This is a genomic window from Paraburkholderia sp. BR10872 (assembly GCF_040965835.1).
Taxonomy (GTDB): domain Bacteria; phylum Pseudomonadota; class Gammaproteobacteria; order Burkholderiales; family Burkholderiaceae; genus Paraburkholderia; species Paraburkholderia nodosa_A.
This window is the reverse complement of sequence record NZ_JBFRCN010000050.1, coordinates 52,742-69,562: the sequence shown is the minus strand read 5'-3', so window position 1 is coordinate 69,562 and position 16,821 is coordinate 52,742. Positions and strand designations below refer to the sequence as shown.

Genomic DNA, 16,821 nt, shown 5'->3' with positions numbered 1-16,821 from the left:
CAGCATCGAGCGATATATCGAGCAGTACAACCAACACGGCCGGCCGTTCGTATGGACCGCGACCGCCGATTCAATTCTCCAGAAAGTGGCTCGGCTATGCAAAGTTATTTCTGGGACAGAACACTAGGCTAGAGCGGTAGCCGAATTGGCGAACATCGAACCACTATCAGCGAAATTGATGGCATTTGGTTTGACAAACGTTTCTTTGCCGATTAGCAATCGTAATTGCCCGATTAACTTAGTTAGCTGCTGTTGCTCTATTAATTGTGTGCCTGTGCGAAACGTTGGTTAGGAGTTTTGTGCAGGGTTTCTCCGGTAATTCTCCAATGTGTATTCCACCCCGATACCCTTTTTGTTTGGGTTTCGGGGCGATTTTTTATGCAACGTGTTTCCAGCTTTTTCCTATTTTTTATTGGCGTTGTTGCATAAATCTAGCTGCGCATGCTGACGTTTACGCGCAACAGCGTCCGGGAGGGGCTCTGTTAACAGTTCGGTTTCCTGCGTACATTCTCAATTTATGCCGAGAAGATGCGGAAGGACACGACCAGCAAGCAATCGAGTTCCAAAGCCAGTACCGCGTCAAAAACTGGGCGCAGTACAACGCAGGCAGTTCATCTGCATGGTGCGGAACTTGATCTTCTGTTGCGGTATCCGGTGCAGAGCATTACGGCTTGCTGGGCTTCGGTCTTGACTGCCACAGATTTCCCCAGCATCTGCGTCGCCATCCAGATGGCACGGGCGTCTGCAGCATCGTTTTTATTGCGAATGTTGAAAACCTTGGCAAATTTCGCCGGTATCAGCTTCACCTGATGTCCCATTTCAATCAGTCGTCCGGCCCAATGCTGGGCGCCGCCGCATGCTTCATGCCGACTAGTCAAGGAGCACGATTCGCGAAGTGCTCCAGAAATGCGGCTCGCTTGATTGGCTGTTGATGATCTCCCCGGTATCCGGATCCATCCAATGCAACTGCATGACGTTCTTTGCGATGTCAGCACCGACTATCCCATAGTTCATTGTGGATCCTCCGGTTAGCCTTGGGAAATCGTCATGATCTCCCACTTGGGCACTTGATGCCGTCGGCCCGCGAGGATCCACTGTCCTGCATTTCCTCACCGGCCGTGGTGGGGGGGGCGTTCGTTCCATTCCGTCTCATGAGCCTGCCGCGTTCTTAAAACGCAAGTCGGGGACTGCCCGTTGCGAAGTGGAAGCGCGGATTGCTCGAATACCGGGCTACGCCGACTTCAGGAAACTCCCTTCATGAATCAGTTCATCGATCATCAATACCGACCCGTCATCAGTCTCATATGGACTGCACGCTACGCGGCAATGCAAGCGCCATCGCGAGTCGGGCAATGTCCCAGTGAAACCGGCTAATTCGCGCGCAACGGCAACGTCCGCAATGTTGGCGTTCTTGCGTCGGGTTACGAGCTTGCGATATCGCCGGCACAGTCGCAACTGCGCATCCCACGCCCGATCGATAATCGCTTTGGGCAGCCCTTCGTGTCGCTGCTGAATCTCGGGTGCCGAATTCGATTGGGACGTGCACTAGCCGGCCTATCTGGCTGCAGGTCGCGCTCATGAGAAAGGCGAGGCGGCCAAGGCGCTGGTGGTCGACCGCAAGTTCTTCAATGAGACCGAGTTGGCCCTGATTACTGTAATGATCTCGTCAGTAAGTTCGTCGCTTTGATCGGCCTTCCTCGCGGTAATCCGTGGTGTTGCACATCAAACATTGTCGGACATGCAACACAGGCAAACCGACAAACGATTCTTGGCGCAAGATCCCGCAAGCGTTTTGGAGGGTGAATGCCCATCAATCATCCCGATCAGCAATGTGTTGTGAGATATCTATCCGGTGTGTCGTGGCGTTGGCTCAACTATTGCATCTGCTGTCGCGGGGAAATTAAAGCGGAAGGTAACGAAGCGTGAACACGAAACCAAAGCCTCACGAGCCACAGACAAGATCTTCAAAAAATGACAGTCGACATGTTATGTTATTGCGGCGTCCACTCAAGGTGCCGCGCTACGCGTTACTAAGGAAACGGCGCTCTGGATCATCAGTTCCATTCCGTTCCCTGACCGGGAAGTTTCTTCCTGCGTTGCTGTGCAGTCCGACGAACGATATATCTCACAAAGAAAGTTAACAAGGGCTCTGCCAGAATGAAGCTGTGCGGCGAAGTGAGCAGCATGTGAGCACCGACATCGACGCGACGGTCAGGACGACCTAATCGAGCAGAGCCATCGCACCTTCTAATCCACTAAATGACTGTTGAATACTTCTGAACTTATGCTACTGGAGCGTCGGGTGTCGAAGCGCACATGTTTCAATTATTCACGCGCTTTACTGTAGTTTTTATATTGCAACAAAGTTCGAAACCTGTATGAAGTGAATTCCTTACTACGACTCATTGCATAGTCCTCTTCTTGAACTGACATCGCTTGCTCGAGCTAAGGTCGTGATTGTGATTGAGGACGGTTACTTTAACGATGAACAGATCACGCACTGTGCGGTTTTCCCACGGTTGGTCGCTTGTTGCCGATGATCCGAAAGCCTTCATCGCGAGCGCGACCCTACTTTTTGACAGTAAGCGCTGCGTGACCGTTTCGGAAGCGTGCCAGGAACTCGCTCTCTGAGGATTGGGGAGAACTGCGGGGCTGGCGCAAGATATAGCGCCGTTACGCGATGCGGGCACTCGGTGGGTTCGGTCTCGCATCGTCATAGCAATGTGCGATCGGAAGGCGATCTATGCGCCATCGAGTTGTAACGTTGCTCGCGCCAGCCGCATCTTTCGCGGTTATCGGTACTGATTCTAATCGTAACCAGTTATCCAATCCAAACGCAATGAGCCATTCGACGATCATTCCACGGATACTTTTGCGGTCGTCCGCCGAGACAGCTGGTTTTAGTATAGGGCCGGTTACTTCAAGCATTTAATAGAGTGAGTGAGATTGAAATGAAAACACCATTGGCAGTGGACTACTTTTGTGATGCGGCACGGCTTTATCCGCACCATATAGCAGCGAGGCATGGCAGCGAGTCGGTGACGTATCGGGAGCTTGATGAGCAGTCTAATCGCATCGCAACGGCGCTGACCGAGCGCTGTGGCCGCGAGGCGCCCGTCATCGGCGTGCTGATGGAGCGAGGAACTGATTTATTGGCTGCGATGCTTGCCATTTTTAAGATTCGCGGTACCTATATGCCGCTTGATCGCCAGTATCCAGCGGAACGTTTGGATTACATGCTGGAGAAGAGTAAATGCTGCCTGCTGGTGACCGACCATAACTGCTACGAACAGGCGGCGTATTTGGAGGCAGCCAAACCGGAACTAGTGCTTCTTGATATTGAGGAAGCGCAAGCATCGAGCGTAGCCTTTGTCGGGCCCAGAGGCAAAGGCAGTGATCTTGCCTACGTCATTTTTACTTCGGGTACCACCGGTCAACCAAAGGGCGTAATGGTTGAACAGCGGAGCCTTGTCAATCATTTGCATGCTAAGGTCCGCGATCTGGCGATCAGTAAAACTGACCAGGTGGCGCAGACTGCATCGCACTGTTTTGACATTTCTCTGTGGCAATTTATGGCGGCGCTGCAAGTGGGGGCGTGCACGCGGATCATTAATAGAGACGTCGTATGCGATCCGTCGCGGCTGCTGCTTGAGCTGCGCGAATGCCAAGTATCGGTCATTCAATTTGTGCCGTCACAACTACGCTCGTTTGTGGCCGAAGTCGAATTGATCGAGGCACGCGCGCTGCCGGCGCTGCGCAGGATTTCCACCGTCGGGGAGGCATTGCCGCCCGACGTATGCCGACGCTGGCTGGCCATGTACCCGTCTATTCCCATCCTCAACCACTATGGACCGACTGAATGTGCCGACGGTGTCACGCATGCTTTGATTTCTAACTCTCCGGCGGAAGGTCAGGCATTTATGCCAATCGGGAAATCGATAGACAATCTGCAAATCTATGTGGTCAGGCCAGATGCAGCGGCGCTGACGCTTGTTGCGTCAGGTGACGTAGGCGAACTCTGTGTAGCCGGCGTTGGCCTTGCGCGTGGCTACATTAACGACGACGCGCGTACCGAGGAGGCTTTTGTGGTTAACCCTTTCAGCGATAAGCGCGGATATGATCGATTATACAAGACTGGCGATCTCGTGAGGATGCGTGAGGATGGCTTACTGGAGTGTCTCGGAAGAGCAGATCGTCAGGTTAAGCTGCGTGGCTATCGTATTGAGCTAAACGAGGTAGAAGGTTTGCTGGGGTTACATGCAGCAGTCGAGGCCGCGGCCGTAGTGGTGCATTACCCCGCTGACAATCGGGTGAAACTGACGGCAAGGGAAACACTAAATAGTCTGGGGGAAGCGGAAAGACTGCCGCGCCTCGTGGCCTTCGTCAAGCTTCGAGAGGAGGTTACACGGAGCGCTTTGCGCGAACACATGTCGCGTCAGTTGCCTGACTACATGCTGCCTGATCTTTTTTTCGAGATGGCGACATTACCATTAAACGCCAATGGCAAATTTGATTACAAAAAATTGCCTTCCCCGGAAAGTTTGCGTCCTTTGTCCGATGTGAAATATCTGGAGCCTGCTGACGGTCTTCAGGTTCGGTTGTGCAGGCTGCTAGCCGAGATACTGCATCTAGACCGGCTGGGACGAAACGACAACTTTTTGCTGATGGGCGGTGACTCGCTGCGCGCCATGCTTGCGATCAACCGTATTCGGAGCGAATTCGCCTGCGAAGTTTCAGTGGTTGACCTGTATCATTGCACAATAGATGAGTTGACCGAGCTCCTGGCCGAGAAAGAGGATGCGCATGAGTCGCTCCCCGCCATTGTCGGCAGTCGCCGTGATGAGGGCGGAGAGGCTCCGGCCAGCCACATTCAAAAACACTTATGGTTTTTGTGGAAGCTTGATCCAACAGCATCCAACTACACCCTGCAAACGGCGCTCGAATGCTGCGGAGAGCTTGATCGAGATCGCTTTAGTCGGGCTTGGGATGCGGTGGTGCAGTACTTCGACACACTGCGCATCCGATTCGTCGAAAAGAGCGGCAATCCATATTTGACCTTCGATTCACCGCCGAAGGGCAGTTTGCGCTTTATAGACCTTTGCGGCGACCATCGTGCCCCCAGGTTGGCTGAACTGAAGGCGAGCGAGTTTCATCCGTCCTTTGATCTCGCCGCGGGCGCACTGTATCGCGCACTACTAGTACGAGAGAGATCAGACCGGCATGTTGTCATCTTTACCACGCATGAAATCATTATGGACGCGTGGTCGCTTTCGGTGATGGTGCGCAAACTGCGTGAATTTTACAAGGCGGGAGTCAGCTCAGTGGACGGTCTCGAAGCCGAAATTTCGTTCGCGGATTTCGCGAAATGGGAGTCTGAGCAGTTTCGATCGGACTGCTGGGCGCGACAGCGCGCGTACTGGGCACAACAGCTGTCGGGTGAGTTGCCGGTGCTGACCCTGCCTTCCGATAAGCCTCGTCCGAGGCGGATGCATTACACCGGTAAGTCACACGCCATACAAATTCCGGCTCTCGCGGCGTCCAGACTTCGCGAACTCGCTGCGGACAATCGCACAACGCTTTTCAGCGTGTTACTGACGACGTTTTACGTTTTGTTGAGAGAGTACAGTGGACAGGACGATATCATCGTCGGCACTCCGAATGTAGTGCGCGAACAGTCAGGTACGGAAAACCTGCTGGGGTTCTTCCTAAACATGTTGCCGCTAAGGGCGAAGATAAATCCTGACAAGTCATTCATCGAAAATCTGGCCACGACGCAGCAAACTGTCATCGGTGCTGCCTTCAACAAGGCATATCCATTCAGTCGGATGTTGGAAGCAGTTGACGTGGTACGTGGAAGCAATTTTTCCCCCGTATTCCAGGCGATGTTCAACATGTATTCGGAGAAGGCAGAGCTGATTTCTGAGGGGCGGCAAGACGTGTCAATTGTCGCCCGAGAATTGGAAAACGGTTATACCAAGTACGATCTCACTCTTTACTGTCAGGAAGAGGGGGACGGCATCTATCTGCAGATGTCCTATTGCACCGAGCTGTTCTCCGACGAGCTCGTTTCCAGAATGCTGCTCAACCTGCAGCAAATTATTCAGGCGATCATTGCGGCGCCCGCAGCGCCGCTGGCAGAGCTGGATCTGCGGCACCCAGCTGAAAAGGCTTTTCTTAAGCGGTACAACGGAGGACGGCTGGCTTATACAGGCGCTAGTACGCTACGCGAAATGTTCGAAGTGCGTGCAAAAATGTCACCAGTGGATACTGCTTATTTCTGGGAGCGCGGCCGCATTTCGTACGCTGAGTTGGATGCAGCGGCCAACCGTTTTGCTAACAGACTTGCAGCCTCCGGTGTTGGTGCCGGCGACAGGGTGCTGCTTGGCGTTGACCGCGGCATTAACGCGTTGATCGTTATTCTGGCTGCGATCAAGCTGCACGCAACCTACTCGGTGATCGGGGCAAATTATCCGGTAAGTCGCATACTTGAGATTGCCAAAGATGTCGCTCCCAATGCCTTCGTTGCCACGCCGTTGCAGCGGGAAGCATTTCGTGACAGAGGGCTGGTGCTACTGCCGTCGGAGGAAGTTGCATGCGGCAATGAGGAAACAGATGCCGCCCCTTCGCCATCTTGCTCGCATGAAGTGCTGCAGATCGTATACACATCTGGCTCTACGGGAAAACCGAAGGGCGTTGTAGTTTCCGCTACAGCATGCCTAAATCGTTTGCACTGGATGTGGGGGCAATTCCCATTTCAGGCCGGCGATGTCTGCGTCGTGCAGAAGTCGGCGGCGCTGGTTGCCAGTCAATGGGAAATCTTCGGGCCACTCTTACAAGGCGTTCCTAGTTTGCTGCTGAGTCAGCAAGAACTGCAAGATCCATCCCTGCTGCTATTGCAGCTCGATCGTTACCGGGTAACGCGTCTGCTGTGCTCGCCACCGTTGATCACCGGCATTTTGACGGCACAATTGACAGACGGACGGTCGGTTTCAGATTTGCGGCTGGTCACCTCAAGCGCTGAGGCGTTGCCGCCAGAGTTGGCTCGGCGCTTTCTCGAGGCGTTCCCACAGGCCCGTTTGTTCAACTTCTACGGATCCTCCGAGTGTAGTTCGAACGCCGCTTGGGGGGAGGTGTGCGAAGTGGGCGCTGATGAACGGACTGTCCCGATCGGTAAGCCGGTGGCCAATGTCGGCATAGCGGTCGTAGATGACAAGTTGTGGCCGGTGGTTCAAGGTGCGGTGGGGGAGATCCTGGTGACGGGTGACTGCCTGGCGAGTGGCTACCATGGCAGCAGGGAGTTGACGGCCGAGCGATTTGTTGATAATTCGGTGCCAGAGTTACAGCCTTTCGGAACTGTGGCTTATCGCACTGGCGATTTGGGGCGCCACCGTGACGACGGCCGCCTGGAGTTCCTCGGAAGGCGTGACAACCAAATCAAGATCCATGGCTTGCGCGTTGAACTGGATGAGATTTCTCACGTCTTGCGAAAATGTCCTGGGGTCGAGGAGGCCGCGGTGCATTTGCACCGCGCCGCGGATGGCGAGCCGCTGTTGACTGCTTACGTGGTGGGCACGGAGGCGAAGCTGCCGTCGACGGAGGATGGGTTCAGACAAATGCTCCGTCATTCGCTGTTGCCCCATACTATTCCCCGTTCATTTGTCCGCTTGCGGGCTTTGCCTAAGCTGCCGGGCGGTAAACTGGACCGTTCACGCTTGCCGTTGCCACGGCAAACCGCAGTGGGCGTATTCGCGCCGCTGGTCACCACGACCGAGAATGCACTGGCCGCGGTTTGGCAGGAAGTGCTTGGTATATCGACGATTGGTGCGGACGCGCATTTCTTCTCACTGGGTGGTACCTCTATGCTGAGCGTGCGCTGTGTGGCGCAGGCGGCCAAGATGGACATCCGCTTTTCGGTCAGCGAGTTGTACGATTATCCAGTGTTACGCGAACTGGCCGGGCTGGTCGATGCCCGCTCTGGCGAACTGGTGCACCATGATGGCCAAATCGGCGGTGGCGTGGAAGTAACGCCTACGATACGATTCATGAATCGGCGCATGGGTTTAGACGAGCATTTCAACATGTACGCGATCTGGCAAGACGATAGCTGCCGTTTGGATCCGGCCATATTGGAGTCCGCTATCGTCAGGTTGGCGAAAGACTACCCACTGTTGCGCACCAGGATCTCTCGAGATGACGATGATCTACGCTTCCATACCGGAGTCGGAGCGTTGCATCTGGAGCGAGTTGCATTGGGCTCGTACGCAGAGCTCGGTGATTGCACGCGAGAGGTATCTGGTATCGCTGAGAAAGCGCAATATGCATTCCGGTTCGATGGTCGTACCTGGATGTCGCGTTTCCAATTGATCGAGGCGGAGGTCGGTGGGCGGCCGCACAGTTGGATTTTTATCATAATTCATCATTTTCTAGTCGACGGCTATGGGTTCCGGCTGCTGCTGGACGAAGTAGAACGCTACTATCTGGCTATAGTGCATGGCCACGCGCCAGTTCCCGCATTCAGTGGCCGCGCGCAGTTGAATCGATGGGTGAAGGCGCTGCGCGAACATGTGAGCGGTTCGTTGGACAGCCACATTGCTTATTGGCGAAGCCGGCCATGGGAACTGCTGCGTGAGGATAGTGCTACAGTCCTCGAGGTTGAGCCAGTCGATAGTGGCGCTGATGCCAGCCGCCGCTTGTTCGAGATGCTCCATACTGGGCAGATGCACAGTGATGCTGCTTTCGAGGCCTTGTGTGCGCGCAAGGGGATTCGCTATCTGGACCTGGATGCGGAATCGACAAAGGTTCTGCTCGATCTGCATCCGGAACGGCACGGCTTTGACGCGTTCGACGTCATCCTGTGCGCCTTGGCGGAGGTGGCAGGACAGGGCAACCAGCGACGAGGGCTGTTTTTGGACAGCATGGACATGCTGCGCACGCCTATCCTGCCGGGTCAGGATCTGTCGACGGTTATGGGCTTTACCGCGGAGCTTGTCCCGCTGGCCATCGTTTGTGAGGGGCGACTCAGTGTGGCGGAACGTCTGAAAGTGGTGCGTCGTCAGCGCAATTCGGCGCGGATCCATGGCATTGGGCTACGGGCGGCTGCGTATCTGCTGCCGGGCGATCAGGCGAAGGCACTCATGGATTTCGACTGGCCTCGTGTTGTCGTCAACTATCGCGCTGCGTTAGATAATCTTCGTACGCGCATGCTGCTCGGCCTTGCTCAACCGACGATCTGGACGGGTGATGGGATGGGGTCCAACCGTCATCACACGTTGCGGTTAGATATCGACAATGTGGACGGTAAACTTCGTATCCAGATGCATTGTGCGCTGCATTGCTTTTCCGCAGAGGAGGCGAACATGCTGGGACGTCAGTTGCTGCATTGTCTCGCGGCTTATGCCGGATGGCTCAGGGACAATAAGGAAGATGTGGACGCAGCAAGCGTGAAGCGAGCCATGGTATGAACACGCCAACAGTTGCGGCATCACGGATGCAGTCAATGGCCCATGATCGACTGTTGCCACTGATCCTGCGGCTGGCTCTTCCTTCCGTCATTGGAGTCACTGTCAGTGCCGCTTATCAGTTGCTCAACGCCTATTTCGTGGGACGGCTCGGAACAGCGGCACTCGCGGCGATGGCATTCTCGTTCCCGTTTGCAATGGGCATCACGGCAATAGGCCAGATCTTCGGTGCAGGGGCCGCCTCGTTGATTGCTCGAAGCTTGGGGCGCGCCGACGATCACTCTGCCAACGATTATGCCTCGCACGCGTTATGGTCTGCGATGGTAATTGCTGGCATTGCGGCAATCGCCGGCTGGCTGTTGGCTCCAAGTTTGCTGGCATGGCTAGGCGCTGGACCATCGACTTTGCCACTGGCGGTGGCCTATCTTCATTGGCTGCTGCTGGGCTATGTGGCAGTGGTATTCAATATGGTCTGTGGTTTCATCGTGAGAGCGGATGGCAATACCGTGCTCAGCATGACGACCCAAGTCTCATCCTTCGCAATGAACGCGGCGCTTGACCCGGTGATGATTTTCTGGTTGGGGCTGGGCATCGATGGGGCCGGTATCGCAACATTTCTGGCCCAGTTGTGCGGCTTAACCTTGTATTGGCGACATTTCGCGGGCAGGCACGGGGCCATCGTCTTATTGTGGCCATCGGTGGGACGCTGCTGGTGCCGGCTGGCGAGCATCGCCCGCATCGGCATTCCACCAGCGCTCAATACGCTGCTCGCGGTAGCGGCCATGTCCATGCTCAATGGGTTCGCTGCTCGCTACGGCGAGGCATCGGTGGCGGCGATAGGTTTGGCCAGCCGCTTGGCGATGCTGGCGGTACTTCCGCTGTATGGGCTGTGCATCGGGGCGCAGTCGGTTGTAGGGTTTAATGTCGGCGCAGGTAACTGGACACGGGTGGCGCAAGCGGTTCGGACTATGGTTGCCGTCGCGCTAACGTTCGCCGGAGTCTATGCCGGCTGGGTCGTGTGGCAAGCTAGGACCATCATCGGCTGGTTTACGCACGAGTCGGCGACGATAGAGATTGGTAGCCGCGCGATCTTACTGTTCCATTGTGCGTTGCCGGTGTTAGCGGTGCAACAGGTGTGTCTGCTTTTCATGCAGGCTAAGGGCGACGCAATCTGGGCAACGCTTGTAGCGGTACTGCGGCATGGCGTGTTTCTGATGCCCCTGATGGCCTTGCTGCAGCACGCTTACGGACATGACGGCCTGTTGTTCTCGGTAGCGGCTGCCGATATGACGGCGGGTCTTATCGCTATTGTTATTCTCTATAGTGAAATGCGGCAGATCGACAAGGCCTCCCATGTCTAACGACGTTTGACCTGTATCGGCCCGGATTGTTTGGACACGGTTTTGGCACTCAGGCGGCCTGTTTAAAAATCCATGCCTGACGGGGTTCGAGGGGTGACATGAACCCCAGTTTTTCCAGCCGCCATTCTCGGTTGTAACGGTCTTTGAAGTCAACGACAGCGTCACGAACTTCATCAACATTCTTGAAGATACGCCGGTGAATCGCTTGTTCTTTCATGTTCCGATTGAACCGCTCAGCAACGCCATTGGTTTGCGGTTCGGCGACGAAGGCGTAGCTCGCTGCCCCAGAATGGCTCAGTCAGGTTGGCCGATGTAGTCTGTCTTTGTGGCGTACGAGTAGTTATCCTTATTAGATAACCCTGTCTCCGGCGGCAGTGACAGTCCAACCATGCCACGTCGCGAAACGTTTCTGGAGCGCGGTACGATGACATGCCGCGTTCATCTGGTGTCTGGGCAACGCGAAGTGCTGCCGGATCGCACCGAAGCTCGAAAGAAACGCCTGCGTGCGACGTGCATCGCGAAATCCGCACATCTGGCGCTCCCGCCTGCGGGCCGGCTGGTGGCCGTTCTCGGCACGGTTGTTCACGCATGCGGCCGCTTTGACGAAGACGTGCTTCACATGAGCAAGCTCAGCAATGTCCGACTTCGCCGCCGGATAGCTGCGCAGCCGGTCGGTCACGATCTTGCGCGGCACCGGGTTTGAACGCAGCACCCTGAGGAAGAAGCGCTTTGCCGATGCCTTGTCACGCCGCTTTTGCACAAGCACGTCCAGTTCTGCGCCATGCTCGTCGACCGCTCGCCACAACAGATACGGCTCGCCGCGCAGCCCGGCTTGCGCCGCGCGGCCTTGGCGCCCTGGGCGAATCTGGCGCCGAACTTCTCGCACCAGCAACGGATCGTCTCATGCGACCACAACACCACGCTCGAGCAGCAACTCCTAGACGTCGCGCAGGCTCAGGCTAAACCGGAAATGCCAGCGAACCGCGCAGTTGATGACGACGGCAGGGAACCGGTGGCCGTGATAAAGCGTTTTTGTCTTCTTCATTACGTCATTCTACCGCCCCCTTTCCATCAAACTGTCAGAGCCATATGGCGAGCTCTTCCATGCCGGCGCACAGCACAGCGAGGTTGTCTGAGCCTCTCGGGGAGATTGCACTTTTCCAGCGATCATCGCCATCGACCACCGCGGTCCTGTCTTGAGCTGTGTCTCGTTTAAGACATCGATGTCGCAAGTGTGACGGCAGGATGCCAGCTAGCACGGCGAGTGGCGCCTTGTTTTCTCAGCTGTGTTTTCAGAAAGTCGTTGGCACATCGGTTGCTTGATAGGGATACGTTGACCATAACAATCTAGCAACTCACTTCTAGGAGTTCAGATGAAACTTGCTCGATCGATCCTGATGCTGCCACGACCGCCGCGCGCGCATCGTGGCGAGGTCTCTCATCTCATGATTGGGTTATCAAGATGGGCGACGGCTCCCCGACGAGGTCTGGACGGTGCCGTATCAGGAATGGGGCGAATGGCAGTGGAGGACATGGGTTGGCAGGTTCTTGCCAGCCTGCCCCGTCCCAAAAGCCATACCTTGGCTTTCCGCTTCGGGAGCGCGCGGAAGCCACGCTTCTACGAATGACTTGCACCTGTATTCCTGCGATCAAACAATATGATTGTGCGTAGCCTGAACGATGCTGAAGCGACGGATCACTTCGTCGATTGGGGCAATGGTACTAGCCACCGCCTCCTGACGGCTAAGGACGGCATGGGCTTTAGCGTCTGCCACACCGTAGTGCGCGCTAACACGGTCTCGTTTTTGCAATACCGTAACCATCTCGAAGCTTCTACTGCATCGCCGGAGAGGGCGAGGTGTGAGCATGAGCACGCAAGTCGATGGGGATTCGGGGCGGTTTGAGCGACTTGCGTGATGTAGCCGAGGGGATCTCCCTCAGGCATCTTGCACAAACAACGCCCAAGGGAGAGTCTCGCGTTTTCCAAGACCCGAGACCTTTGCAGTGTGCCGCACGAGTGCCCGTAATCCTGACTTCTACCGCCTGCTGCTGCGGATCGATCAAGACTTCGCCGAGCAACCCCGCTCGCAGCACTGCCGCCGCTGCAGAGGCGTTCTGCACAGCGCCCGCTATCGCCGCAAACCACGCGGCCTTACCCGGCAAGCCCGCGCCGAGTGCGGCGATTTCCGCTACAGCTTCTGCTGCGCCGAGTGCCGCCGTCGCACCACGCCGTTCTCCGTGCGCTTTCTCGGCCGTCGCGTCTACGTTGCCGCAATCATGGTCGTCGTCAGTGCCACGCGCGCCAGTGCCGGCACTGCTGCCGCGATGCATCAGCTCGGCGAGCTGGGCGTGCCGCGCGCAACGATCGCGCAATGGCGGCGCTGGTGGCAGACCGACTTCGTCAGCACGCCGTTCTGAACGCTTGGGCGGGCGGCGTTCGTGCCGCCCGTCGAGACCGTGCAGGCGCCGGCGAGCCTGCTCGAGCGCTTCGCTGCGGCGTTACAGCCTGACCCGATGCTGTGCTGGCTCTCGCCGCTCACCCGCAGCAGCGCCATGAGCACCGTGCATGAGGGACGGTAGCCGCCCGCAGAACTTCTCGCTCGCCCTCTCCGAACAGCGCTTGTAGTCTCGCCTCTCCCCTGAATCGCGGCGCGGTGCGCCGCATCTTTGGAGAACGCATGACTGAACTTCACGATCTACCCGTGCGGGATCGTTGGGCGCGCTTGCGCTTTGCGATCGTCGGCCCCTTGCTTGCAGCACCGCCCGAGTCGGGGCAGTTGCGCGAACTCATCACCGCGCTGGCCGCCAGACGCTGGCGTCATCCCGTCACTGGCGACGATATCCAGTTCGGCCGCTCGACCATCGAACGGTGGTTCTATCAGGCCCGCAAAGCGCCACACGACCCGGTGGCGAAACTGCGCAAGCGCAAGCGCCCAAGTGGCGCCGGCGCAAACCTGTCGCCTCAGACGGTACAGGCGATCCGCACGCAGTACCGCGACCATCCCGGCTGGACCTGCCAGTTGCACTTCGACAACCTCAAGGTCATGCTCGGTGCGGCGAACCTGCCGTCGTACACGACCGTGCGCCGTTACATGCGTGCGCAGGGCCTGTTCCGGGAACGCCAGCCCCGGCACACGGGCGCCGGCGCGATGCTCGCGCGCGATCGCCTCGAGAAGCTCGAGGTCCGCAGCTTCGAGGTCGAGCACGTCAACGCGCTCTGGCATCTCGACTTCCATCACGGATCGCGCAAGCTGCTCATCCATGACGGCCAGTGGATCACGCCGATGCTGCTGTGCGTGATCGATGACCGCTCGCGCGTCGTCTGTCACGCGCAATGGTTTCTCGATGAGACTGCGCGCAGGCCTGATCCACGGACTCGCCCAGGCGTTCCAGCGCCGTGGGCTGCCGCGCGCTGATGACCGACAACGGTGCGGCAATGCTGCCGAGGAGACGACTGCCGGGCTGCTCGCGCTCGGCGTGCTGCATCAGACGACGCTGCCATATTCTCCGTATCAGAACGCGAAGCAGGAGACGTTCTGGGCGCGTATCGAGGGGCGCGTGATGGCCATGCTCGAAGGCGAGACCAATCTCACGCTCGAACTGCTCAACCAGGCCATCCACGCCTGGATCGAGCGCGAGTACCATCACGCGCATCATTCCGAGATCGGCGGCACGCCGCTCAAGCGCTACCTGGCCGGTCCCGACGTGCGGCGCGAGTGTCCCTCCAGCGATGCACTACGGGCCGCGTTTCGCATTGACGTGACACGAACCCAGCGGCGTTCGGACGGCACCGTGAGCCTGGCCGGCACGCGCTTTGAGATCCCCTTGGCTTACCGGCACCTGCAGCGCGTACGCCTGCGTTACGCGGGCTGGGACCTGAGTCGCGTCGATCTCATCGACGCCAACAGCGACGTCGTGCTGTGCCCGCTGTGACCATTGGACAAGGTCGCCAATGCCGACGGCCAGCGCCGTCGCATTGATGCCGTCATTGTCGAGCTGCCACCGGCCACTGCGCCCGGCATCGCACCGCTGCTGCGCCAGATGCTGGCCGAACATGCGGCAACCGGGCTGCCGCCGGCCTGGATTCCCGCTGACTGGCAGGAGGGCGCATGAGCCAACGCCTGCAAGCCCTCTACGGCCTGAAGTGGAACCCGTTCTCGCCGGAGCCGCCGCTCGAAGCGCTGTACGTGCCGCCCCGCGTCGAGAACTTCTGCTGGCGCATCGAGAACGCGCTCGTGCGCGAAGGCGGCTTCGCGATGATCCACGGCGAGCCCGGCACCGGTAAGAGCGTCATCATGCGCGTGCTGGCCGAGAAGCTCGAGCGGCTCACCGAGCTGATGGTCGTCTCGATCAATCACCCGCAAAGCAGTCTCGCCGACTTCTATCGCGAGATGGGCGACATCTTCAATCTGGAGTTCAAGGCACACAACCGCTGGGGCGGATTCCGGTCGCTGCGCGAGCGGTGGCTATCACATCTGCAGAGCACGCGCCGACGTCCGATCCTGTTGATTGACGAGGCCCAGGAGATGAGCGCGGGCGTACTCAACGAACTGAGGCTCATGGCCAGCGCTCGCTTCGATTCGCAGCCGCTGCTGTGCGTGGTGATCGCCGGCGATACGCGCTTGACCGACAAGCTGCGGCGCGACGAACTGCTGCCGCTGGGCAGCCGCATCCGATCTCGCCTGGCGACCGAGAAGGCCACGGTGGATGACCTGCTGGCCTGCCTCGATCATCTGCTCGCGAGCGCTGGCGCCCCACAGCTGATGACGCCGCCGCTGCGCCACACACTGTGCGAACACGCGCTGGGCAACTACCGCGTACTCACCACGCCTGCCAACGATCTGCTCGCCACCGCCGCGCAGCGGGAATTGACCGAACTCGACGAGAAGCTGTACTTCGAGGTCTTTGCCCCGTCACCGCCATCCTCGCGCCGAACGCCCGCACGTCAACCCAATGGAGCAAGATGACATGTCCCGTAAAACATCACCTCACAAACCCGATGCGGCCCGACGCCTGCCGTTGCCCGAACTCTCCGACGAGGCCGCCTACATGATGCAGTTCTTCATCGAAGACTTCTATCTCTGGTTCAGCCGCGCCTACGCTACCCAGATCCGGCGCTACCGCAAGCCTTGGTACCGCGGTCCGACGCAACCGCCGCATCAGGTCGTCGACGAGCCGTTCTGAAACAACAACGGGGGCTTCATCGCCCCCGTTTTACTTCGTCCCTTGGACATCACATTTAGCTTGCCCATTGCCCCATCGATTTACGTGCTTACGCTCACTGGTTCTGCGCAGTTTGTTGTTCGTAGGCTGACACGGCGGCGGCTATGCCAGCAGGTCAGCCCTTGGCGTTGCAGGCTGCGCGACGTACGCGCTCCGCGCGCGCCGGCTGGCCCTGGGCACGCAACTGCCGCACGATACGAGGACGACGGCAGCTGCCGCGACTCGCCGGGTAGATGGTGGCGACCGCGGCGTCCAGCGCTGCATTGGCCTGAGCGCGCCTGCTCGATCCGCGGCGACGCCACTGGCAATAGCCGCTGCGCGATACATCAAGCATTCGGCACGGGCGGCTGACGCGGTACTGGTCGCGGTGGGAATCGATCCATGCGTACTTCACCGCGACCCTTTCGCGAAGTACGCCGTCGCTTTTGAGAGATTTCGATGTCCAGCTTCGCACTGGCCAATTCCTTGCGCAACCGGCTGTTCTCCGCTTCCAGCGCACTGATCGGGCGAGTTGTTCGTGCCGTGACCGCTTCGCGACCACTCGCCGGGCCAACGCCCTCGAATCGGCAGCCACGCCGCATCCAGTTCCCTAGCGTCGCCACTGGCACCCCAAGCCTTCGTGCAGCCTCGTGCTGCCCGACTGATTCGGCAAGCCTGACGGCCTCGATCATGAATTCGTCTGTGTGTTGTCGTTTCGGCACTGACCTTTCTGACATGCAACCCCTCCGTACAGTAGGAAATTAACAAAATTCCTGCTGTACGCGAAATCGAGGCACGGT

7 protein-coding genes and 6 pseudogenes are annotated in these 16,821 nt (G+C 57.9%); 8 read left to right on the top strand and 5 right to left on the bottom strand.

All coding sequences use genetic code 11. The features are described 5' to 3' along the window. Positions 1–127, top strand: a pseudogene (locus AB4Y43_RS30800) (IS630 family transposase); the annotation flags it as partial. 473 nt (positions 128–600) lie between these two features. Here AB4Y43_RS30800 and AB4Y43_RS30795 read toward each other — a convergent pair. Both AB4Y43_RS30795 and AB4Y43_RS30790 read right to left on the bottom strand, forming a co-directional pair. Continuing rightward, positions 601–1,014, bottom strand: a pseudogene (locus AB4Y43_RS30795) (IS110 family transposase); the annotation flags it as partial. Positions 1,015–1,300: 286 nt separating this feature from the next. After that, a pseudogene (locus AB4Y43_RS30790) lies at positions 1,301–1,524 on the bottom strand (IS110 family transposase); the annotation flags it as partial. 1,427 nt (positions 1,525–2,951) lie between these two features. Here AB4Y43_RS30790 and AB4Y43_RS30785 point away from each other — a divergent pair. After that, on the top strand, positions 2,952–9,461 hold the full coding sequence (locus AB4Y43_RS30785; RefSeq protein ID WP_368729512.1) for an amino acid adenylation domain-containing protein: 6,510 nt from the start codon (positions 2,952–2,954) through the stop codon (positions 9,459–9,461). Then, positions 9,458–10,819, top strand: coding sequence for an MATE family efflux transporter (locus tag AB4Y43_RS30780; RefSeq protein WP_368662027.1), 1,362 nt, complete (start codon positions 9,458–9,460; stop codon positions 10,817–10,819). Before AB4Y43_RS30785 ends, AB4Y43_RS30780 begins: the two co-directional genes overlap by 4 nt. 49 nt (positions 10,820–10,868) lie before the next feature. On the opposite strand, the gene AB4Y43_RS30775 is transcribed toward AB4Y43_RS30780, so the two are convergent. Both AB4Y43_RS30775 and AB4Y43_RS30770 read right to left on the bottom strand, forming a co-directional pair. Next, entirely contained in the window at positions 10,869–11,117 is a 249-nt protein-coding gene (locus AB4Y43_RS30775) for an integrase core domain-containing protein (RefSeq protein WP_368729515.1), read from the bottom strand. A 51-nt stretch (positions 11,118–11,168) separates the two neighbouring features. After that, positions 11,169–11,864 (bottom strand): annotated as a pseudogene (locus AB4Y43_RS30770) (IS6 family transposase). Between the two features lie 613 nt (positions 11,865–12,477). Between AB4Y43_RS30770 and AB4Y43_RS30765 the strand changes: the two are divergent. From AB4Y43_RS30765 to AB4Y43_RS30745, 5 genes and pseudogenes are all read left to right on the top strand, one after another. Next, complete coding sequence (locus tag AB4Y43_RS30765) at positions 12,478–12,723, top strand: ectoine synthase (protein WP_256095110.1); 246 nt, start codon at positions 12,478–12,480, stop codon at positions 12,721–12,723. 100 nt (positions 12,724–12,823) lie between these two features. Beyond that, complete coding sequence (locus tag AB4Y43_RS30760) at positions 12,824–13,237, top strand: hypothetical protein (protein ID WP_256095109.1); 414 nt, start codon at positions 12,824–12,826, stop codon at positions 13,235–13,237. 260 nt (positions 13,238–13,497) lie between these two features. Next, a pseudogene (locus AB4Y43_RS30755) lies at positions 13,498–14,932 on the top strand (DDE-type integrase/transposase/recombinase). Beyond that, a complete protein-coding gene (locus AB4Y43_RS30750) occupies positions 14,929–15,786 on the top strand; it encodes an ExeA family protein (RefSeq protein WP_368661796.1) in 858 nt (285 codons plus the stop codon). Before AB4Y43_RS30755 ends, AB4Y43_RS30750 begins: the two are co-directional and overlap by 4 nt. Position 15,787: 1 nt before the next feature. Continuing rightward, entirely contained in the window at positions 15,788–16,003 is a 216-nt protein-coding gene (locus AB4Y43_RS30745) for a hypothetical protein (RefSeq protein WP_069269390.1), read from the top strand. A gap of 155 nt (positions 16,004–16,158) precedes the next feature. Here AB4Y43_RS30745 and AB4Y43_RS30740 read toward each other — a convergent pair. Then, positions 16,159–16,758 (bottom strand): annotated as a pseudogene (locus AB4Y43_RS30740) (transposase); the annotation flags it as partial. Positions 16,759–16,821: the final 63 nt, after the last annotated feature.